This is a genomic window from Mycobacterium sp. NGS27 (genome assembly GCF_059813005.1).
Window position 1 is genome coordinate 79032 of record NZ_JCALDT010000002.1, and the last position, 19209, is coordinate 98240.

Annotated in this window: 19 protein-coding genes; 9 read left to right on the top strand and 10 right to left on the bottom strand. The window is 68.3% G+C overall.

The window, feature by feature from the left end; translation table 11 throughout:
* Positions 1-27 precede the first annotated feature (27 nt).
* Both ipdF and ipdE1 read right to left on the bottom strand, forming a co-directional pair.
* A complete protein-coding gene (gene ipdF, locus AC5Y30_RS04900; protein ID WP_499916960.1) occupies positions 28-816 on the bottom strand; it encodes a (5R,7aS)-5-hydroxy-7a-methyl-1-oxo-2,3,5,6,7,7a-hexahydro-1H-indene-carboxyl-CoA reductase in 789 nt (262 codons plus the stop codon).
* Positions 813-1961, bottom strand: a complete 1149-nt coding sequence (gene ipdE1, locus AC5Y30_RS04905; RefSeq protein WP_499916962.1) for an acyl-CoA dehydrogenase IpdE1 — start codon at positions 1959-1961, stop codon at positions 813-815. Before ipdE1 ends, ipdF begins: the two co-directional genes overlap by 4 nt.
* 81 nt (positions 1962-2042) lie before the next feature.
* Between ipdE1 and fadD3 the strand changes: the two genes are divergently transcribed.
* Genes fadD3 through AC5Y30_RS04930 form a run of 5 tightly spaced genes read left to right on the top strand, consistent with a single transcriptional unit; the run spans position 2043 to position 7789 of the window.
* Entirely contained in the window at positions 2043-3587 is a 1545-nt protein-coding gene (gene fadD3, locus AC5Y30_RS04910; RefSeq protein ID WP_499916964.1) for a 3-((3aS,4S,7aS)-7a-methyl-1,5-dioxo-octahydro-1H-inden-4-yl)propanoate--CoA ligase FadD3, read from the top strand.
* Positions 3587-4726 carry an acyl-CoA dehydrogenase family protein gene (locus AC5Y30_RS04915; protein WP_499916966.1) on the top strand — a complete coding sequence of 380 codons (1140 nt, stop codon included), beginning with the start codon at positions 3587-3589 and terminating at the stop codon, positions 4724-4726. Before fadD3 ends, AC5Y30_RS04915 begins: the two co-directional genes overlap by 1 nt.
* A gap of 2 nt (positions 4727-4728) precedes the next feature.
* The gene (locus AC5Y30_RS04920) at positions 4729-5673 is read left to right on the top strand and encodes an acyl-CoA dehydrogenase family protein (protein ID WP_499916968.1); all 945 of its coding nucleotides are present in this window, start codon (positions 4729-4731) and stop codon (positions 5671-5673) included.
* Positions 5670-6626 (top strand): acyl-CoA dehydrogenase IpdE2, encoded by a 957-nt coding sequence (gene ipdE2, locus AC5Y30_RS04925; RefSeq protein ID WP_499916970.1) that lies wholly within the window; start codon positions 5670-5672, stop codon positions 6624-6626. The genes AC5Y30_RS04920 and ipdE2 overlap by 4 nt, the downstream gene beginning before the upstream one ends.
* Entirely contained in the window at positions 6623-7789 is a 1167-nt protein-coding gene (locus AC5Y30_RS04930; RefSeq protein ID WP_499916972.1) for a pyridoxal phosphate-dependent aminotransferase, read from the top strand. The genes ipdE2 and AC5Y30_RS04930 overlap by 4 nt, the downstream gene beginning before the upstream one ends.
* An 18-nt stretch (positions 7790-7807) precedes the next feature.
* Here the strand turns inward: AC5Y30_RS04930 and AC5Y30_RS04935 are convergent, their stop codons facing one another.
* Positions 7808-8638, bottom strand: coding sequence for an arylamine N-acetyltransferase family protein (locus AC5Y30_RS04935; protein WP_499916974.1), 831 nt, complete (start codon positions 8636-8638; stop codon positions 7808-7810).
* A gap of 130 nt (positions 8639-8768) precedes the next feature.
* On the opposite strand from AC5Y30_RS04935, the gene AC5Y30_RS04940 reads away from it, so the two are divergent.
* Complete coding sequence (locus AC5Y30_RS04940) at positions 8769-9266, top strand: hypothetical protein (protein ID WP_499916976.1); 498 nt, start codon at positions 8769-8771, stop codon at positions 9264-9266.
* 6 nt (positions 9267-9272) lie between these two features.
* On the opposite strand, the gene hsaB is transcribed toward AC5Y30_RS04940, so the two are convergent.
* The 4 genes from hsaB to hsaA are packed head-to-tail and all read right to left on the bottom strand — an operon-like array spanning position 9273 to position 12812.
* Positions 9273-9839 carry a 3-hydroxy-9,10-secoandrosta-1,3,5(10)-triene-9,17-dione monooxygenase reductase subunit gene (hsaB, locus tag AC5Y30_RS04945; RefSeq protein ID WP_499916978.1) on the bottom strand — a complete coding sequence of 189 codons (567 nt, stop codon included), beginning with the start codon at positions 9837-9839 and terminating at the stop codon, positions 9273-9275.
* A 10-nt stretch (positions 9840-9849) separates the two neighbouring features.
* A complete protein-coding gene (gene hsaC, locus AC5Y30_RS04950) occupies positions 9850-10752 on the bottom strand; it encodes an iron-dependent extradiol dioxygenase HsaC (protein ID WP_499916980.1) in 903 nt (300 codons plus the stop codon).
* Positions 10749-11624 (bottom strand): 4,5:9,10-diseco-3-hydroxy-5,9,17-trioxoandrosta-1(10),2-diene-4-oate hydrolase, encoded by an 876-nt coding sequence (gene hsaD / locus AC5Y30_RS04955; protein WP_499916982.1) that lies wholly within the window; start codon positions 11622-11624, stop codon positions 10749-10751. The genes hsaC and hsaD overlap by 4 nt, the downstream gene beginning before the upstream one ends.
* Before the next feature lie 3 nt (positions 11625-11627).
* Positions 11628-12812, bottom strand: a complete 1185-nt coding sequence (gene hsaA, locus AC5Y30_RS04960) for a 3-hydroxy-9,10-secoandrosta-1,3,5(10)-triene-9,17-dione monooxygenase oxygenase subunit (protein ID WP_499916984.1) — start codon at positions 12810-12812, stop codon at positions 11628-11630.
* Positions 12813-13024: 212 nt separating this feature from the next.
* On the opposite strand from hsaA, the gene AC5Y30_RS04965 reads away from it, so the two are divergent.
* Together AC5Y30_RS04965 and AC5Y30_RS04970 are read left to right on the top strand one after the other, a co-directional pair.
* A complete protein-coding gene (locus AC5Y30_RS04965) occupies positions 13025-14119 on the top strand; it encodes a 2Fe-2S iron-sulfur cluster-binding protein (RefSeq protein ID WP_499916986.1) in 1095 nt (364 codons plus the stop codon).
* A gap of 46 nt (positions 14120-14165) precedes the next feature.
* Entirely contained in the window at positions 14166-14699 is a 534-nt protein-coding gene (locus tag AC5Y30_RS04970; RefSeq protein WP_499916988.1) for a hypothetical protein, read from the top strand.
* Between the two features lie 19 nt (positions 14700-14718).
* Here the strand turns inward: AC5Y30_RS04970 and AC5Y30_RS04975 are convergent, their stop codons facing one another.
* The 3 genes from AC5Y30_RS04975 to AC5Y30_RS04985 all read right to left on the bottom strand — a co-directional run bounded on the left by AC5Y30_RS04975 (position 14719) and on the right by AC5Y30_RS04985 (position 18928).
* On the bottom strand, positions 14719-17472 hold the full coding sequence (locus tag AC5Y30_RS04975; RefSeq protein ID WP_499916990.1) for an AAA family ATPase: 2754 nt from the start codon (positions 17470-17472) through the stop codon (positions 14719-14721).
* Positions 17473-17760: 288 nt separating this feature from the next.
* Positions 17761-18057, bottom strand: a complete 297-nt coding sequence (locus AC5Y30_RS04980; protein WP_499916992.1) for a hypothetical protein — start codon at positions 18055-18057, stop codon at positions 17761-17763.
* Positions 18058-18115: 58 nt separating this feature from the next.
* Complete coding sequence (locus tag AC5Y30_RS04985) at positions 18116-18928, bottom strand: MAP_0585 family protein (protein WP_499916994.1); 813 nt, start codon at positions 18926-18928, stop codon at positions 18116-18118.
* On the opposite strand from AC5Y30_RS04985, the gene AC5Y30_RS04990 reads away from it, so the two are divergent.
* Complete coding sequence (locus AC5Y30_RS04990; RefSeq protein ID WP_499916996.1) at positions 18921-19175, top strand: hypothetical protein; 255 nt, start codon at positions 18921-18923, stop codon at positions 19173-19175. The two genes, AC5Y30_RS04985 and AC5Y30_RS04990, sit on opposite strands and share 8 nt — an antisense overlap.
* The last annotated feature ends 34 nt before the right edge of the window (positions 19176-19209 follow it).

Genomic DNA, 19209 nt, shown 5'->3' on the forward strand with positions numbered 1-19209 from the left:
CGGCGCGCCAGTCAGCGATATCGCAGCTCACGGGTGTTGGCTGGAAACCGAGATGACCTCTCCGGTGAGATAGCTCGAGTAGTCGCTGGCGAGGAACGCGATGGTGGCCGCGACCTCCCACGGCTCGGCGGCACGCCCGAAGGCCTCGCCGGCCGACAGCCGGTCGAGCAATTCCGACGACGACGTCTTTTCCAGGAATTTGTGCCGCGCGATGCTCGGCGACACCGCATTGATCCGCACGCCGTATTCGGCGGCTTCGATTGCGCTGCAACGGGTCAGCGCCATCACACCGGCCTTGGCGGCGGCATAGTGCGACTGCGAGTGCTGCGCGCGCCAGCCGAGAACGCTGGCGTTGTTGACGATGACCCCGCCGTGCGGCGCGTCGCGGAAGTAGCGCAGCGCCGCGCGGGTGGCGCGAAACACCGACGTCAGGGTGACGTCCAGGACGCGGTCCCACTCCTCGTCGGTCATGTCGACCACCGGGGTCTGGCCGCCCAGCCCGGCGTTGTTCACCAGGACGTCGACGCGTCCCATCCGCGCGGTGGCCGACGCGAACAGCGCATCGATCTGCGCGGTCGACGTCACGTCGCACAGCACGCTTTCGACCCGGCCCTGTCCCAGCGCGGCGAGCTCGTCGGCGGTCTCCCCCAGCCGGCGTTCGTGGTGGTCCGAGATCACCACGTCGGCGCCCTCGGCCAGCGCCCGTCGTGCCGTCGACGCGCCGATGCCGGTGCCCGCGGCCGCCGTCACGACCACCACCTTGCCCTGCAGAAGTCCGTGTCCGGCAATCTCTTTCGGAGCTTCGGACAGACTCATCCTTTGACCTCTTGGGGTAGGCCGAGCACCCGCTCGGCGATGATGTTGCGCTGGATCTCGTTGGATCCGCCGTAGATGGTGTCGGCACGGGTGAACAGGAACAGCCGCTGCCATTCGTCGAACTCGCCGTCGGCCAGCGTCAGTCCGGGCTTGCCGATGACGTCCATGGCCAGCTCGCCCAGATCCCGATGCCAGTTGGCCCACAACAACTTCGACACGTTATCCTGACCGGGCTGCTCGACGTCCATCGTGGCCAACGCGTAGCTGCGCATGGCCCGCAGCCCGGTCCACGCCCTGGTCAGCCGCTCGCGGATGAACGGGTCGTCGGCCGCCCCGGTGCGCTGGGCGAGCTCGGCCAGGTTGGAAAGCTCACGGGCGTAACGGATTTGCTGCCCGAGCGTGGACACGCCCCGCTCGAAGGTCAGCGTGCCCATGGCGACCCGCCAGCCGTCGCCGGGCTCGCCGACCACCAGCGAAGCCTCGGTGCGGGCGTCGTCGAAGAACACCTCGTTGAATTCCGCCGTGCCGGTGATCTGGACGATCGGACGGACCTCCACGCCCGGTTGATCCAGCGGCACCAGCAGGTAGGACAGGCCGGCGTGCCGCTTGGAGCCCTTCTCGGTGCGCGCGACCACGAAGCACCACTGCGACAGGTGCGCCAGCGACGTCCACACCTTTTGGCCGTTGATCACCCACTCGTCGCCGTCGAGTTCGGCGGTGGTCGCCACGTTGGCCAGGTCGCTGCCGGCGCCGGGCTCCGAATAGCCCTGGCACCACAGCTCGGTCACGTCGAGGATCTTCGGCAGGAAGCGCTGCTGCTGCTCGGGCGTCCCAAAGGCGATCAGCGTGGGGCCCAGCAGCTCCTCGCCGAAGTGATTGACCTTGTCCGGGGCGTCGGCCTTGGCGTACTCCTCGTAGAAGGCCACCCGGTGCGCGGTGGACAGGCCCCGACCACCGTGCTCGACCGGCCAGCCCAGGCAGGTCAGCCCGGCCTTGGCCAGATGCTGATTCCATGCGCAGCGCTCTTCGAACGCCTCGTGCTCGCGTCCGGGTCCGCCGAGACCCTTGAGAGCTGCGAATTCGCCGACCAGATTGTCGGCGAGCCACTGCCGGACCTCCGCCCGGAACTCCTCGACGTCCTGCATGACCTGTAGGCTAACCTACCAAGCACTTGCTTTGTAGCTCGGTGACTGCGCCTCGCGCGCGGAACTCTCTAGGAGCATTCGATGACCGACGATCCGCGCACGGTGCCCGCGGCGCTGGATCGTTTCGCGGACCAGCTGCCCGACCACGACGCGCTGATCACCGACGAACGGTCTTTCACCGCCGCCGCGCTGCGCGACGAGGTGCACCGAGCCGCCGCCGCCCTCATCGATCTCGGCGTCCAAGCGGGCGACCGGGTGGCCATCTGGTCGCCGAACACCTGGCATTGGGTGGTGGCCTGCCTGGCAATACACCACGCCGGCGCGGCGATGGTGCCGCTGAACACCCGCTACACCGCCGCCGAGGCCGGCGACGTCCTGGCCCGCACCGGCGCGCCCGTGTTGTTCGGCATGGGCCGATTCCTGGGCCACGATCGCGTTGCCGACCTGGACCGTGCGGCGCTCCCGGCGCTGCGCCACATCGTGCGGATACCGGTTGAGGCCGACGAGACCGGGACCGGGACCTGGGACGAGTTCGTCGCCCGGGGCAGCGACCTCGACGCCGTCGCCGCTCGCGCGTCCGCCGTCGCGCCCGATGACGTCAGCGACATCCTCTTCACGTCCGGCACCACCGGCCGCAGCAAAGGCGTGCTGTGCGCGCATCGGCAGTCGCTGTCGGCCTCCGCATCCTGGGCGGCCAACGGCAAGATCACCAGTGACGACCGCTACCTGTGCATCAACCCGTTCTTTCACAACTTCGGCTACAAGGCCGGCATCCTGGCCTGTCTGCAGACCGGCGCGACGTTGATCCCCCACCTGACCTTCGACCCGCTGCGCGCGCTGCAAGCGATCGAGCGGCACCGCATCACCGTGCTGCCCGGGCCGCCCACCATCTACCAGACGCTGCTGGACCACCCGGCACGCAACGACTACGACCTGACCTCACTGCGGTTCGCGGTGACCGGCGCCGCTACCGTGCCGGTCGTGCTGGTCGAGCGCATGCAATCCGAACTCGACATCGACATCGTGCTGACCGCCTACGGGCTGACCGAGGCCAACGGCATGGGAACCATGTGCCGCGCCGACGACGACGCGATCACCGTGGCAACCACCTGCGGGCGCCCCTTCGCCGACTTCGAACTGCGCATCGACGCCGACCCGCCCGAGGATTCGGGAGAGGTGTTGCTGCGCGGGCCGAACGTGATGCTGGGCTACCTCGGGGACCCGGAGGCCACCGCGGCCGCCATCGACGCCGACGGCTGGCTGCACACCGGCGACATCGGCGCCGTCGACGCGGCCGGCAACCTGCGCATCACCGACCGGCTCAAGGACATGTACATCTGCGGTGGATTCAACGTCTACCCCGCCGAGGTCGAGCAGGTGCTGGCCCGCATGGACGGCGTGGCCGACGCCGCGGTGATCGGGGTTCCCGACGAGCGCCTCGGCGAAGTGGGCCGGGCGTACCTGGTTACCCGGCCCGGCGCCCAGCTCGATGAAGAATCCGTGATCGCTTACACCCGAGAACATTTGGCGAACTTCAAGGCACCGCGGTCGGTGCGGTTCGTCGACGCGCTGCCGCGCAATGCGGGCGGCAAGGTGCTCAAACCACAACTGCGAGAGCAGGGCTAATGGATCTGGAACTCGACGAAGACACCCTGGCCTTCCAGGCCGAGGTGCGGGACTTCTTGTCGGCCAACGCCGATGCCGTCCCGACGAAGTCATACGACAACGCCGAAGGCTTTGAGCAGCACCGACATTGGGACCGCGTGCTGTTCGACGCCGGCCTTTCGGTGATCACCTGGCCGAAGAAGTACGGCGGCCGGGACGCGCCGCTGCTGCACTGGGTGGTCTTCGAAGAGGAGTACTTCCGGGCCGGTGCGCCGGGCCGGGCCAGCGCCAACGGCACCTCGATGCTGGCGCCGACCCTCTTCGCGCACGGCACCGAAGAGCAACTCGACCGGATTCTGCCGAAAATGGCCAGCGGCGAACAGATCTGGGCTCAGGCGTGGTCGGAGCCCGAATCCGGCAGCGACCTGGCGTCGCTGCGGTCCACCGCCACCCAGACCGACGGGGGCTGGCTGCTCAACGGGCAGAAGATCTGGAGCTCGCGAGCCCCGTTCGCCGAGCGGGGTTTCGGGCTGTTTCGTTCCGATCCCGGCGCCGAGCGGCACAACGGGCTGACGTATTTCATGTTCGACCTGAAGGCCGAGGGTGTCACGGTGCGGCCCATCGTCCAGCTGGGCGGCGACACCGGCTTCGGCGAGATCTTCCTCGACGACGTCTTCGTGCCCGACGAGGACGTGATCGGTACCCCGCACGAGGGCTGGCGGGCGGCCATGAGCACGTCGAGCAACGAGCGCGGCATGTCGCTGCGCAGCCCGGCGCGCTTCCTGGCGACCGCCGAGCGGTTGGTGCGGCTGTGGAAGGACAGTGGCTCGCCCGCCGCATTCGCCGACCGGGTCGCCGACGGCTGGATCAAGGCGCAGGCCTACCGGCTGCAGACCTTCGAGACGGTGACCCGGCTGGCCCTCGGCGGCGAGCTGGGCGCCGAGTCGTCGGTGACCAAGGTGTTCTGGTCAGACCTCGACGTCGAATTGCACCAGGCCGCGCTCGACCTACTCGCCGCCGACGGGGAGCTCGCCGGCCGGTGGACGGAGGGTTTGCTGTTCGCGCTGGGCGGCCCGATCTACGCCGGCACCAACGAGATTCAGCGCAACATCATCTCCGAGCGGTTGCTGGGCCTGCCGCGCGAGAAGTCCGGGGGCTAGAAGTGAAATTTGCGCTAGACGAACAGCAGCGCGACTTCGCGGCCAGCATCGACGCCGCGCTCGGTGCGGCGGACTTGCCCGGCGCCGTGCGGGCGTGGTCCGCCGGCGATACCGCACCGGGCCGCAAGGTGTGGGAGCAGTTGGCCAACCTGGGCGTCACCGCTCTGGCCGTGCCGGAGAAATTCGACGGCATCGAGGCCCATCCGGTAGACCTCGTCGTCGCCATCGAGCGGCTCGGGCGCTGGTGCGTGCCGGGCCCGGTGACCGAATCCATCGCCGTGGCACCGGTTTTGCTCGGCTCTGATGATCACGCCGAGCGCTGCGCGGGATTGGCATCCGGGGAGCTGATCGCCACGGTCGCCATGCCGCCGCAGGCACCGCGTGCCGTCGACGCCGACGTGGCCGGCCTGCTGCTGCTGGCCGGCGAGGACGGCGTCACCGAGGCGACACCGGGCGCCGTCCACGAATCCGTCGACCCCAGCCGTAAGCTCTCCGATGTGACCGCGACCGGTGCGGCGTGGCAAGCAGACATCAAGCGCGCCTACGAATTCGGCGCGCTGGCCACCGCGGCCCAGCTGATCGGCGCGGCCGAGGCGCTGCGCGACGGCGCGGTCGACTACGCCAAGCAACGCACCCAGTTCGGCCGGGTGATCGGCTCGTACCAGGCGATCAAGCACAAGCTCGCCGACGTGCACATCGCCATCGAACTGGCCCGTCCGCTGGTCTACGGCGCGGCGCTGACCATGGATCCGCGCGACGTCAGCGCCGCCAAGGCGGCCGCATCTGAGGCGGGGCTGCTGGCGGCTCGGTCGGCCTTGCAGACCCACGGCGCAATCGGTTTCACCCAGGAACACGACCTGTCGCTGTTGCTGCTGCGCGTGCAGGCGTTGCGGTCCGCCTGGGGTACGCCGGTGGAACATCGGCGGCGAGTGCTGGAGGCGCTATGACCACAACTGAAGAACGGCAGATGCTGGCCGAGACGGTCGCCGCCCTGGTGGCCAAGCACGCCGGCCCGGCCGCCGTGCGCGCGGCCATGGAGTCCGACCGTGGCTACGACGAATCGCTGTGGCGACTGCTGTGCGAGCAGGTCGGCGCCGCCGCCCTGGTGGTGCCCGAGGAGTTGGGCGGCGCGGGCGGCGAATTGGCCGACGCCGCAGCAGTTTTGCAGGAACTGGGCCGCGCGCTGGTGCCTTCCCCGCTGCTGGGGACCACGCTGGCCGAGCTGGCGCTGCTGAGCGCGGCCGAGCCGGACACCGCGACGCTGGAAAGCCTTGCCGAGGGCGGCTCGATCGGCGCGCTGGTGCTCGATGCCGATTACGTGATCAACGGCGATGTCGCCGACGTCGTGGTCGCCGTCGAGGACGGGCGGCTCAGCCGGTGGACCCGATTCGGCGCCGAGCCCGTCACCACCATGGACCCGACCCGGCGCCTGGCGCGGGTGAAAGCCGAGGAGACCGTGCCGATCGGCACGGACCCGGGCCTGGCGGACCAAGCGGCCATCCTGCTGGCCGCCGAGCAGATCGGCGCCGCCGAACGCTGCCTGGAACTGACCGTCGAATATGCCAAGGACCGCGTGCAATTCGGCCGACCAATCGGCAGCTTTCAGGCCCTCAAGCACCGGATGGCCGATCTGTATGTCACCGTCGCCGCCGCGAAGGCCGTCGTCGCCGATGCGTGCGACCACCCCACGCCCACCAACGCCGCCGCCGCCCGGCTAGCCGCCACCGAGGCACTGAACACCGTGGCCGCCGAGGGCATCCAGCTGCACGGCGGCATCGCGATCACCTGGGAACACGACATGCACCTGTACTTCAAACGTGCCCACGGCAGCGCGCATCTGCTGGAATCGTGCCAAGAACTACTGAAGCGACTGGAATCCGAGGTACTCACGGCGCCGTGACCGACCGCGTCTCGCTACGAGCCGGCATCCCACCGTTCTACGTGATGGATGTCTGGCTGGCTGCCGCGCAACGCCAGCGCAGCCACGGCGACTTGGTCAACCTGTCGGCCGGCCAGCCCAGCGTGGGCGCGCCCGGACCGGTGCGAGCGGCCGCGGCCGCCGCCGTGCAGTCCAACGAACTCGGTTACTCGGTGGCACTGGGCATTCAGGACCTGCGAGCCGCGATCGCCGCCGACTATCAGCGCCAGCACGGGCTCGACGTGGAACCCGACGCGGTGGTGATCACGACGGGCTCCTCGGGTGGCTTCCTGCTCACCTTTTTGGCCTGCTTCGACGTCGGTGACCGGGTGGCCCTGGCCAGCCCTGGCTACCCCTGCTACCGAAACATCCTGTCGGCGTTGGGATGTGAGGTGGTGGAAATCCCCTGCGGACCGCAGACGCGCTTCCAGCCCACCGCGCGGATGCTCGCCGAACTCGACCCCCCGGTGCAGGGCGTGATCGTCGCAAGCCCGGCCAACCCCACTGGCACGGTCATCGAGCCGACGGAGCTGGCCGCGATCGCGTCGTGGTGTGATGCGACGGGGGCGCGGCTGATCAGCGACGAGGTCTACCACGGTCTGGTCTATGACGGGTCACCGCAGACCAGCTGCGCGTGGCAGACGTCGCGGAATGCCGTTGTGGTCAACAGCTTTTCGAAGTACTACGCGATGACGGGCTGGCGACTGGGCTGGCTGCTGGTGCCGTCCGAGCTGCGCCGCGCGGTGGATCGCCTCACCGGGAACTTCACCATCTGTCCGCCCGTGCTGTCGCAAGTCGCCGCGGTCGCGGCCTTCACCCCGGAGGCGACCGCCGAGGCCGACGGTCACCTGCATCATTATGCGGCCAATCGTTCGCGGGTACTCGACGGGCTACGCGGCATCGGCATCGAGCGTTTGGCCCCGACCGACGGCGCCTTCTACGTGTACGCCGACGTCTCGGAATTCACCGACGACTCGCTCGCGTTTTGTTCGAAGCTGTTGGAAGACACCGGCGTTGCGATCGCGCCGGGCATCGACTTCGACACCGCGCGGGGCGATTCGTTCGTGCGACTGTCATTTGCGGGGCCGACGAACGACATCGACGAAGCGCTGCGACGGCTCGGTCCCTGGCTTTCGGCCCGCTAGCGACAGCCGGACAGGCGCCTAAGCGTCGAGCACCTGCGCGATGCGCGCCTCGAGCGCACCCTGATCGCCGACACCCGCCACGTCGATGCCGAACCGCCCAACGAGCGCGTCGACAACCGCGGCGGCGTCGTGGAGGCGGATCTTCTCGCTGCCGTCGGCGCGGTGGATGGTCAGGTTCCTACCGGCCAGGTTGTAGCGGGCGTCCTCGGTGGTCAGCGCGACCGTCAAGCCGGTCACGAAGATCGACGACGGGTGCGTGGACACGTACCAGCTGCCCACCGCCAGATCGATCTGCGGCACGGTCTGGGTGCCGAATGTGTACAGGGGTCGCCACTCGTCGCGGACCAGGGCTTGCAGGACCAGGCCGTCACCGCGGTCGTTCAGCCGGTACGGCTCGTGCGTGGTCGGCTGGGCGTTCCCGGTCTGCAATCGGATGGGAGAGGTCAGGGTCTGGCCGCCGAAGCCGACGTCGACCAGGAAGGAACCCCCCGAGCCGGGGAAGGTCACCGCCAGCACCGTATGTGTCTGGGCGCCCAGCGGCGCGTCGGGCGGCTGCATCCAGACCACCCGCCCGGCCAACCGCCGCACCCGAAAGCCGATTTCGGTCAGCGCGTACCCCATCAGCCCGTTCTGCTCGTAGCAGTAACCCCCGCGGCGCCGGTAGACCAGCTTGTCGGTCAACGCTTCCGGGCTCAGGTCGTCGACCGGGACGCCCAGCAGCGGGTCGAGATTTTCGAACGGGATCGAGCCGGTGTGCGCGGTCATCAGGTCCTGCAGCACCTCGAGGGTCGGCTCGGCGGGACCGCCGTAGTTGATGCGGTCGAAGTACGCGCCAAGATCCAGCGTCATGCCACCATTCTGGCGCGCGGCCCCCCGGCCGCGGCAGCGGGCGCCGGCATCGGTTGTTTCATCCATGTCGAATACGGCAACCCGTCAACGGGGAACTCAGCGCTTCCCAACACTGACAACGGAGTCCATCATGAACACCAGCAACACCGTCTGGATCGTCGTCGCCGCAGTCGTGGCCGTCTTCATCATCATCGTTCTCGTCATGCTTGCCCGCAGAGCGAGCATGCGCCGCCGCGAGCGGCAGGCCGAGGGGATTCGCGAACAGGCCCGAGTGGAGACCGCCAAGGTCGAGCGCCGCGAGGCACTGGCCGCGGAAACCGCCGCGAAAGCGCGCGCCGCGCAGGCCGAAGCCGAGGCCAAGGCGGCCGAAGCCGCGCGGCTGCAGGACCGGGCGTCAGCGCATCAGAGCGAAGTGGCGTCCTCGCGCGAACAGCTGAACGAGCAGTGGCAGCGGGCCGACAGCCTGGATCCCAAAGTGAAGACCGAAAAAGACTCCGCTGCCGACAAGGGCGAAGCCGACCGCGACGCCGCGTGGAGCCAGGAGCAGCCGATCCCCGACAACTCTCCCACGGTGAACCTCTCGGGCACCGAGCGTGACGCCGGAAGCCATCGCGGCGGGCCTACCTGAGGACTGCTACAACCAGGTGTCCTGGGTGGTGGTGGTCAGGAACGCCTCCAGGTCGTCGCGCCATTGCGCCGGCGTCGTCTTGTCCGGCTCGATGCCGGTGTATTCGCCGCGGTAGAACAGCAGCGGCCGCGGTTTGATCTTGGGCGCCTCCGAAAGCGATTGCACCGCACCGAAAACAACGAAGTGATCGCCGCCGTCGTGCGCGGAGGCAACCGTGCAGTCGATGTAGGCCAGCGAATTGTCGATGATCGGGGAACCGAGTTCGGAAGGGTGCCAGTCGATCCCGGCGAACTTGTCCGGCTCCTTGGAGCCGAAGCGGGCCGAGACGTGCTTCTGCTGCTCGGTCAGCATGTTGACGCAGAATCGGCCGCTCGCCTCGATGGCCTTCCACGACCGCGACACCTTGGTGGGGCAGAACAGCACCAGCGGCGGATCCAGCGAGAGCGCGGCGAAGGACTGGCAGGCGAAGCCGACCGGGACGTCGTCGTGCACGGTGGTGATGATGGTGATCCCGGTGCAGAACTGGCCGAGCACGCTGCGGAACGTGCGCGGGTCGATCGGCGCGGCAGTCATAACCCCGAATCTAACCCTTGAAGCCGACGCTGAAGTCGTGGCCCCACAGGCTGATTGCGGTGCTCTCCCGGGCGATCCAATCGGTGTCCTCGACTTGCCTTCCCTCGCAGCCGAATTCGACATCGAATCCGCTGGGTGTCTTCATGTAGAAGGACAGCATCAGGTCGTTGACGTGCCGGCCCAGCGTCGCCGACATCGGCACCTTCTTACGCAGCGCCCGGTCCAGGCACAGCCCGACGTCGTCGGCCTCTTCGACCTCGACCATCAGATGCACGATGCCGCTGGGGGTCTGTCCGGGCATGAAGGCCAGGCTGTGATGGCGAGGGTTGCAGCCCAGGAACCGCAGCCAGGCCGGCGGGCCGTCGGCGGGCCGGCCGACCACCTGGGGCGGCAGCCGCATCGAGTCGCGCAGCTTGAAGTCCAGCACATCCCGGTAGAAGTGCAGTGTCTCTTCGTCGTCGCGGGTGGTCAGCACCACGTGCCCCAGGCCCTGCTCGGCGGTGACGAACTTGTGGCCGTACGGGCTGACCACGCGGCGGTGTTCCAGGGCGGCGCCGTGGAAGACCTCCAGGCAGTTGCCGGACGGGTCGGAGAACCGGATCATCTCGTCGACCCGGCGATCGGCCAGTTCGGCGGCGGTGGCCTCCTTGTAGGGGGTGCCCTCGACGTCCAGCCGGTTCCGGATCTCTTGCAGGCCAGCCGCATTCGCGCACTCCCAGCCCGCCTCGATGAGCCGGTCCTGTTCGCCGGGCACGATCACCAGCCGGGCCGGGAAATCGTCCATCCGCAGATACAGTGTTCCTTCGGTCGCGCCCTTGCCCTCGACCATGCCGAGGACCTTCAAGCCGTACTCGCGCCAGGCCGCCATGTCGGTGGCCTCGATACGCAGATAGCCCAGCGAGCGGATGCTCATCGCGCACCTCCCAGGAAATCGATGGTGAGCTTGTTGAACTCGTCGAACTTCTCCACCTGCGCCCAATGCCCACATTGCCCGAAAACGTGAAGCTGTGCGCGCGGGATGGTTTTCAGTGCGACCAGTGCACCGTCCAGCGGGTTGACCCGATCCTCGCGGCCCCAGATCAGCAGCACCGGCTGGCGCAGCCGATGCACCTCGCGCCACATCATGCCGAGCTCGAAATCGGCCCCGGCGAACGACATTCCCATCGCCCGGGTCGCCGTCAGCGATTCGGGCGTGCTGGCCAACTCGAAACGCTGCTCGACCAATTCGTCGGTGATCAGCTTCTGGTCGTAGACCATCACCCGCAGGAATGCCTCGAGGTTTTCGCGGGTGGGCTCGGCGGAGAACTTGCCCAGCCGTTTGACGCCCTCGGTCGGGTCGGGCGCGAACAGGTTCACGCTCACCCCGCCCGGGCCCATCAGCACCAGCTTGCCCGCCCGGTCCGGGTAGTCCAGCGCGAAGCGGACCGCGGTGCCACCGCCCAGCGAATTCCCCACCAGCGGAACGCGTCCCAGGCCGAGCTGGTCGAAGAGGCCCTTGAGCGCGCGCGCCGCGTAGTGGTTGAACTGTCCGTGCTCGGCGCGCTTGTCGGAGTGGCCGTAGCCGGGCTGGTCGACGGCCAGCACGTGAAACTGCTGCGCCAGCACCGGGATGTTGCGGGAGAAGTTCGTCCAACTCGCCGCGCCCGGGCCGCCGCCGTGCAGCAGCACCACCGTCTGGTCGTTGCCGACACCGGCCTCGTGGTAGTGCAGCTTCAGCGGCCCATCCACGTCCACCTCCGCGAAGCGCGAGGTGGACTCGAAGGTCAATTCCTCGGTCGCAGTCATGGATCACACCATGGTGTCGCCGGGCGGCAACCCGAACTCGTTGTTCCCGAAGATCTGGTAGGCCCGCTCGGGGTCGTTGGCCGCGTGTACGCGGCCGGCATGAGCGTCACGCCAGAACCGTTGCACCGGTTGGTCATTGCCCAGGGCGGTGGCACCGGAAGCCTCGAACAGCCGGTCGATGGAGGCGATGGCACGGCCGGTGGCGCGCACCTGGTCGCGGCGAGCGCGGGCACGCAGCTCGAAGGGGATCTCCTTACCGGCCGACAGCAGCGCGTACTCGTCGGCGACGTTGCCGCTCAGCTGGCGCCAGGCCGCGTCGATGTCGCTGGCCGCCTCGGCGATGCGGACCTTGGCGAACGGGTCGTCCTTGGCCTTCTCGCCGGCGAACGCCGCGCGCACCCGCTTGCCCTGGTGCTCGACGTGCGCGTCGTACGCGCCGTAGGCCATGCCGACGATGGGCGCCGAGATCGTGGTGGGATGCATTGTGCCCCAAGGCATCTTGTAGACCGCGGCGGTGTTGGTCTCGTAGCCGCCCGCGGTGCCGTCGTTCATGGCCTTGTAGGACAGGAATCGGTGCCGCGGCACGAAGACGTCCTTGACGACGACGGTGTTGCTGCCGGTGCCGCGCAGGCCGACGACATGCCACACGTCGTCGATGCGGTACTCGCTGCGCGGGATCAGGAAGGAACCGAAGTCGACAGGGCGGCCGTCCTTGATCACCGGACCGCCGAGGAACGCCCACGTGGCGTGGTCACAACCCGACGACCAGTTCCACGAACCGTTGACCAGATAACCGCCGTCGGTCACGACGCCCGCGCCCATCGGGGCGTACGACGACGAGACCCGGGTCTTGGGGTCCTCGCCCCAGACCTCCTCCTGCGCCCGCTGATCGAACAGCGCCAGGTGCCAGTTGTGCACGCCGATGATCGAGCTCACCCAGCCGGTGGAACCACACGCGCTGGCCAGCCGCCGCACCGCCTCGTAGAACAGCGCCGGATCGCACTGCAGCCCGCCCCACTGCTCGGGCTGCAGCAGGGTGAAGAACCCCACGTCCTGCAGGTCCTGGACGGTCTCGTCGGGCAGCCGCCGCAGGTCCTCCGTCGCCTGAGCGCGTTCGCGTATCTGCGGGAGCAGATCATCGATGCCAGCCAAAACCGACTGCGCATCACGCTGTTGAATGGACGTCACTTACGTTTGCCTCCTGCGCCAGACTTACTCAGCGGACTTACACCAGAGACTAGAACACGTTCCGATTTGTGTCGAGCAGGGTATTCCTGCGGCTGGTAGCGATACGAATCCGCTTTTCTGTAACATGTTCTAGTTGCCCGTGGCGATCGCAAGAGCGGCGGAGCCGGTCGCAGCGGGTCGCCACGTTTTGCAACGAAAGGAAGGGACGGGCCTTGACCGAGGCGGATCTGGACCAAGCACCCGACGAGCCGCTGGGTGACCACGTCCTTGAACTGCAGGTCGCCGAGGTCATCGCCGAGACCGACGATGCGCGGTCGCTGGTGTTCGCGGTGCCCGATGACGCGGGCGATCCCGACATCCCGCCCGAGCGGCTGCGATACGCGCCGGGCCAGTTCTTGACGTTGCGCATCCCCAGCGAGCGCACCGGGTCGGTGGCCCGTTGCTATTCGTTGTGCAGCTCGCCGTTCACCGACGAAGCTCTGACGGTCACGGTCAAACGAACCGCGGACGGCTACGCGTCCAACTGGCTGTGCGACCACGCCAAGGCGGGCATGCGGATCCACGTGCTGGCCCCGTCGGGCAACTTCGTCCCCAAAACGCTGGGCGACGACTTCCTGCTGATGGCCGCGGGCAGCGGGATCACGCCGATCATGTCGATCTGCAAGTCGGCGCTGGCCGAGGGCAGCGGGCAGGTGACGCTGGTCTACGCCAACCGCGACGACCGGTCGGTGATCTTCTCCGACGCGCTGCGCGAGCTGTCGGCCAAATATCCCGACCGGCTCACGGTGCTGCACTGGTTGGAATCGCTGCAGGGCCTGCCCAGCGTGGCCGCGCTGGCCAAGCTGGCCGCCCCCTACACGGCACGGCCTGTGTACATCTGCGGCCCGGGCGCCTTCATGGACTCGGCGAAACAAGCGCTGGAAACGCTGAAAGTGCCTGCGCCGCAGATACATATCGAAGTGTTCAAGTCGCTGGACTCGGACCCGTTCGCGGCGGTGAAGATCGAGGACACCGCCGAAGGTGACGAGCCGCCGGCGACCGCGGTGGTCGAGCTGGACGGCGAAACCCACACCGTGTCGTGGCCGCGCAACGCCAAGCTGCTCGACGTGCTGCTGGCCAAGGGCCTCGACGCGCCCTTCTCCTGCCGCGAGGGCCATTGCGGCGCGTGTGCGTGCACGTTGCGCAGCGGCAACGTGAGCATGGAGGTCAACGACGTGCTCGAGCAGCAAGATCTGGACGAGGGCCTGATCCTGGCCTGTCAATCTCACCCTGAATCTGATTCGGTAGAAGTCACCTACGACGAGTAGTCGCGGGGTTAAGTTCACCCTTGGATCACAGGGAAGGGAAGCATCGATGATGCGGCTGGTATCGGGACTCGCGGCGGTCGCGGCGCTGCCGATGTTTCTGTCCGCCGGGGTGTGCGCGGCGGCGAGCAACACCGCCACCACGCTGTTCCCGCTGGACGGGCCCAATCAGCTGGAGACGCGCGTCATCCTGAATTGCTTCAAGGCCGATGGCCACTGCGACTTCACGGCAGGGGCTGACATGCTGACGCCCGACGGGGTGACCGGCTTCCCGCCCGGCCTGTGGGCCCGGCAGACCACCGAGATCCGGTCCTCCAACCGGCTGGCCTACCTCGACGCGCACGCCGACGGCCAGTACGAGCGGGTGCACAAGGCGATGGGTTCGGACGAGATCACTACCATCTACATGGGCGAGGGCCCGCCGGACAAGTATCAGACGCACGGGCGCATCGATTCCACCGACTGGCAGACGGGCCAGCCCAAGACCGACAACAACGTCATCGCCTGCACCCACATCCAGGTGGTCTACTCCGGGGTCAACATCACGTCCCCGAGCACCTGCGCGGTCACCACGTTCTCCTGAAACGCCGAGGCGGATCGGGTCAAGGTCTTTCCTTCCAGGCTTGAAGTGCCCGGTAGAGCTCGGCGCGGGATCGGATGCTCAGTTTGCGGTAGATGCGGCTGAGGTTGACTTCCACGGTCTTCGGGCTCACGAACAGGGCGGCCGCGATGTCGCGATTGGTCAATCCGGACACGGCCAGGTCGGCAACGCGTTCTTCGGTGGCGGTCAACCCGGGGTCGCGGCCTCGGCTCGACAGGGCGCGCGCCAGTTCGGTTTCGGCGCGCTCGGCCCACACCGCCGTGCCGAGTTGCACAAAGATGTCCCGCGCCTCGCGCAGCGCTGCACCGGCCGCGTCGCGCCGGCGCTGGCGGCGCTGCAACTGGCCAGCCAACAGCAAAGTGCGGGCGCGTTCGAACGGCATCGAAAGGCGTTGGTGCTCGGCCAAAGCCAGCTCGACGCTCGTCCGCGCGCCTGTGACATCGCCGCGCGCAGCCTGCAGCATGGCGCGACAACGCATACCGACCGCCAAGGTCCATGCCCGGTCAAGCCGGAGGCCATTGCGCTCCAAGGCTTCCACCAGCGGCTCGGCATCATCCAATCGACCGAGACCGACCATGGCTTCGACGGCCTCGGGAACGAACGACGACGAGATGATCTCACTTGCTTCCGGGAAGAGACCCACCATGGGCAACAGCGGTTCGAGCGCAGTCATGGCAGCTTGGTAGTCACCCGATGACACCTCGACGAATCCGGCTATCGTCGCCGGCCACTCGGCCAAACGTCTTGAGCCACAACGCCGGGCAGCCGCTATCGCCCGGCCCAGATCGCTTCGAGCGTCGCCGAGGCGGCCGACGTGGGCGGCGACCGCGGCCCGAAGGGTGAGCCCGATGAACATCGGAAAGTCACCGCCCAGCAGAGTCGCCCGCTCCAGCGTGGCGTCCGCGATGACCGCCGCACTGGCGAGGTCGCCGAGCCAGATATCGATGAGCGTGAGGTGAAACCCGATGAAGATCAGTTCCGCTTCCTCGCCGAGGGCAAGGCATTCGCGTTCAATTTCCGCCAGCTCGTCGCGGGCCGTCCCCAATTCACCCGTCCAGGCGCGCAGCAGGCTCATCTGTGCGCGAGGCCGCAACGGCAACGGGACTGGCGCGCCCGGCCCTTCCAGTTCGACTGCGCGTTGCATCGCGGGCTCGTCAAAGCCCTTGCCGCCCATGAAGTCGATCATCACCCGCATGCCCAGCGCCGGCCCGAGCAGTGCGGCGGTGCCGAGCCGCTCGGATTCGGTCACCGCCCGCTCGACTCGCGCATAGGCGTGCTCGTGCCGGCCCGCGTTGAGCAGAGCGAATGCCAAGCTGATCAGGATGCGGACGCGTAAGGCGGCGTCGGTACCGCTTTCGTCGACAGCCTGCTCGAGGACGCCCGCCGCTTCCAGGAAGCTGTCGTCGGAGAGGACTATCAGCCCCAGCTGATGCAATGCTTCGGCGCGGGTGGGGCAGGCCGGCAGCGCTGCGATGACCGCATCCAGGATCCGCCGGGCGCGGGCGGGATCTCCCGCAACGAAATGGTGTGTCGCACAGCGTATCTTGCGTTCTGGATCGTTGTCACCGGCCAGACCGACGGCCAGTTCGACCAGCTCGGCGGCGGCGGCCGGCGCGCCCCTGCCGCGGGCGATCTCGGCGGCTCTGTCCAGCGCGGCCACCGTCTCCGGCTTCCCGGATGTGTCGGCGAGCGCGAGGTGGCGGGCGTGCAACTCGGGATGGGCGGTGAGTTCGGCGAGGCGGCGGTGCATTTCGCGGCGGCGACCGGGCGCCGCTGCGCTGTAGACGCCGTGCGCCAGCAGGGGATGGGTGAACCGGACCCGGCTCCCGTCGATCGCCACCACCGCTTGGTCTTCGGCCTGCCTGAGCGATTGCACCACCTGATCCGGCGGGCAATTGGTGGCCTGTGCCACCATCGCCACCGTCGGATCGGGCAGGCTGGCGATGGCAAGCAGAACGTCTTCGGCGCCGACCCGGCTGATCCGCGCGCGGACCAACTCAGTGAGGCTGCCCGGCAGACTCGCCTGGAAAGCGTGTTCCTCCGCGCGCAGTTCTCGGGTCAGCTCCAGCGCGAAAAACGGGTTGCCCGCGGCGATCTCGTGAATGCGTAGCAGCGTAGGACGCGCCACCGAATGTCCCAGCCGCAGCAGCAGAACCTGATGCAACTCGCCTACGGTCAACGGCTGCATTCGGATGCGGCGCACGTCGTCGGGGCTTGGCAGCTGCAACCGCGCGGCGGCCTCTTCGGTACGCGTCGTGCACAACAGGGCCGCGCCGGCGCGAAGGCGGCGCGCGGCGTAGGCCACCGCACTGGCGCTCGACGGGTCCGACCACTGCAGATCGTCGATGGCAATCACGAGGGGCCGAACGGCGGCGAGTCGGCCGATGATTGCCACGAACGCCGCCGCGACGGCCCGGGGATCAATCCCGGAAGCCTCGACGAGGTCTCTCAACAGCGCTCCGCCCAAAGCCTGCTGCTGCGGAGCCGGCAGGTCGGCCCACACCGAGTCATCGACGTCATCGAGCAGGTCGGCCAGCACCGTGTACGCCAGCACCGACTCGGCCGCCGCGGCGCGGCAGCTCAACACGCGATATCCGCATTCATCAGCCCGACGGACCGCGTCGGCCCACACGGCCGTCTTGCCTATTCCCGCCTCGCCCTCGATCACCAGTGCGCACGATCGATGTGGCAAAGAATCGAGGAAGTCGCTCACGGCGCGCTCTTCGGCCTGTCTGCCGACCAATCGCTCCGTCACATCAACCCTTCGCACCATCAGACGGCTGGGCTGCCACCTCGGCACTGGGGTCGCGATGACGGCCTATCCTTCACGGCCCGACACCCACACCCTTGGCTCCTTCGTTTGCCAGCCCTGGAGCCCGACCCGGTCGGTGGCTACTGCAGGGATTCTCGCAGAACTTCGCTGAAACGGCTCGATTTCCCACACAAAATTGATCGGCAACTATGCGTGCACAGCCGGAAAACTTTGCTCGACGGCACCGGCCGGCCCACCCGAAGACAGGGCTGCAGCCATCGAACCGGCCCGTCAGCGGTCCAGGGGCCGCGTCCAACCGACGCCGCAGCTGATCCGTTCGGCGGGCGTGCCGACGTCGGCGCAGATCTGCGCGACCAGCTCGGCCGACTCGGCAGCAAAGACACCGAACATGTAGTCGTCGGCCGGCACCGTCATCGCCGTCAGAAGCTGGACCGGCGTGCCACGGGTCGTCATCAGTTCGGCACGGCTATTCAGCCGATCGACGATATCGCCTATCGAGGGGGCGGACGTTCGTGGTCCGTACCACTCGACGAGGAACCGTCGTGGTTGAGGCCCGGTGATCACCATTTGTTCCTCGCGGCCGGGGGCAACCGAATCGAGGCCCCCGGCTCAGCCGTCGTCGCCGTCAGTACAGCGGTATCCAGGTACCGAAGAACCAGTAACCAAAGCCCCCATAGTCCGCGTTGAAGACCGGAAGGACCGTGAAGTTGTTGTAGGTGAACGGCGCGTAATAGTTCTGTCCGTAGGACGCGTCAACCGGCGTCCCCTGCCAGGGCTGGTTCCAGCCGCCGGCGGGCGGCGGGCCGTTCCAGCCACCGGCCGGTGGCGGGCCTTCCCAGTTCGGCGGTGGGGCCCCGGGGGCGGGGCCGTTGTTCCAGCCGTAGCCGCTCGGCGGCGGCGGAGGTGGCGCTCCCTGGCCCGGGACCCAGTAGCCATTCGGCAGGTTGGTGGGGCCGCCTATCTCCCCGGTGGGACGAAGGATGGGCGGGGGCGGCGGGTAGTACGGCGGGTGCGGAGGCTGACTCCACGGCGCGTTGAGGATCGGGCGAGGAGGCCTGGGCGGGTATGAGTTGCCCGGCTGGTTGGTCGTACCGCCCCAGGGCGCCCCGGTGGTCGGCGTCACGCCGCCCGACGGCGAGCCGTTCGGTGGCGTCGAGCCCGAGCCCCCATAGCCGGGGTTGGGATTGGGGTTGGGGTTGGGCGCGGGGGTGCAGTTCTTGTACCAGGCGGGACACACCGTCGGCAGCGCCGACGTCGAGCCGTTCTGCGCCGGCTGCTGCCACGGGCTCGGCGGCGTGTTGTTCGGCGACTGCTGCTGCCACGGGCTCGGCGGCGTGTTGTTCGGCGGTGTCGAGCCCGAGCCCCCGTAACCGGAATTCGGGCTGGGGGCGGGGGCTGGGGTGCAGTTCTTGTCCCAGTTGGGGCATTCGGTGGGCATCGGGGCCGTCGTACTGTTCGGCGGCGCCTGTTGCCAGGTGCTCGACGCGGGCGGCGGCGAGCTACGCGGCGGCGTGCTGGGCGGCGGTGGCGTGGTGTGCGGCGCGGGAGTGGACTGCCACGTGCTGGGCGGGGGCGTGCTGGGCGGTTGCGTGGTGTGCGGCGCCGGCGTCGACTGCCACGTGCTCTGTGGCGGCGGCGTGCCGTGCGGCGTCGTGGCTACCGGCGGCGTGCCGGTGCCCCCGTAACCGGGATTGGGGCTGGGGTTACCGGAACAGCCTT

Excerpts from the sequence above, each read along its gene's own strand:
- hsaC (WP_499916980.1), bottom strand. The coding sequence starts at position 10,752 with ATGAGCATCCGCTCGCTGGGCTATCTGCGTATCGAGGCCACCGACATG.
- ipdF (WP_499916960.1), bottom strand. The coding sequence starts at position 816 with ATGAGTCTGTCCGAAGCTCCGAAAGAGATTGCCGGACACGGACTTCTG.
- hsaB (WP_499916978.1), bottom strand. The coding sequence starts at position 9,839 with ATGACTGCCGCGCCGATCGACCCGCGCACGTTCCGCAGCGTGCTCGGC.
- AC5Y30_RS04985 (WP_499916994.1), bottom strand. The coding sequence starts at position 18,928 with ATGCCCACCGAATGCCCCAACTGGGACAAGAACTGCACCCCAGCCCCC.
- ipdE2 (WP_499916970.1), top strand. The coding sequence starts at position 5,670 with ATGACCACAACTGAAGAACGGCAGATGCTGGCCGAGACGGTCGCCGCC.
- AC5Y30_RS04980 (WP_499916992.1), bottom strand. The coding sequence starts at position 18,057 with ATGGTGATCACCGGGCCTCAACCACGACGGTTCCTCGTCGAGTGGTAC.
- AC5Y30_RS04935 (WP_499916974.1), bottom strand. The coding sequence starts at position 8,638 with ATGACGCTGGATCTTGGCGCGTACTTCGACCGCATCAACTACGGCGGT.
- ipdE1 (WP_499916962.1), bottom strand. The coding sequence starts at position 1,961 with ATGCAGGACGTCGAGGAGTTCCGGGCGGAGGTCCGGCAGTGGCTCGCC.
- fadD3 (WP_499916964.1), top strand. The coding sequence starts at position 2,043 with ATGACCGACGATCCGCGCACGGTGCCCGCGGCGCTGGATCGTTTCGCG.
- AC5Y30_RS04940 (WP_499916976.1), top strand. The coding sequence starts at position 8,769 with ATGAACACCAGCAACACCGTCTGGATCGTCGTCGCCGCAGTCGTGGCC.
- AC5Y30_RS04915 (WP_499916966.1), top strand. The coding sequence starts at position 3,587 with ATGGATCTGGAACTCGACGAAGACACCCTGGCCTTCCAGGCCGAGGTG.
- hsaD (WP_499916982.1), bottom strand. The coding sequence starts at position 11,624 with ATGACTGCGACCGAGGAATTGACCTTCGAGTCCACCTCGCGCTTCGCG.
- AC5Y30_RS04970 (WP_499916988.1), top strand. The coding sequence starts at position 14,166 with ATGATGCGGCTGGTATCGGGACTCGCGGCGGTCGCGGCGCTGCCGATG.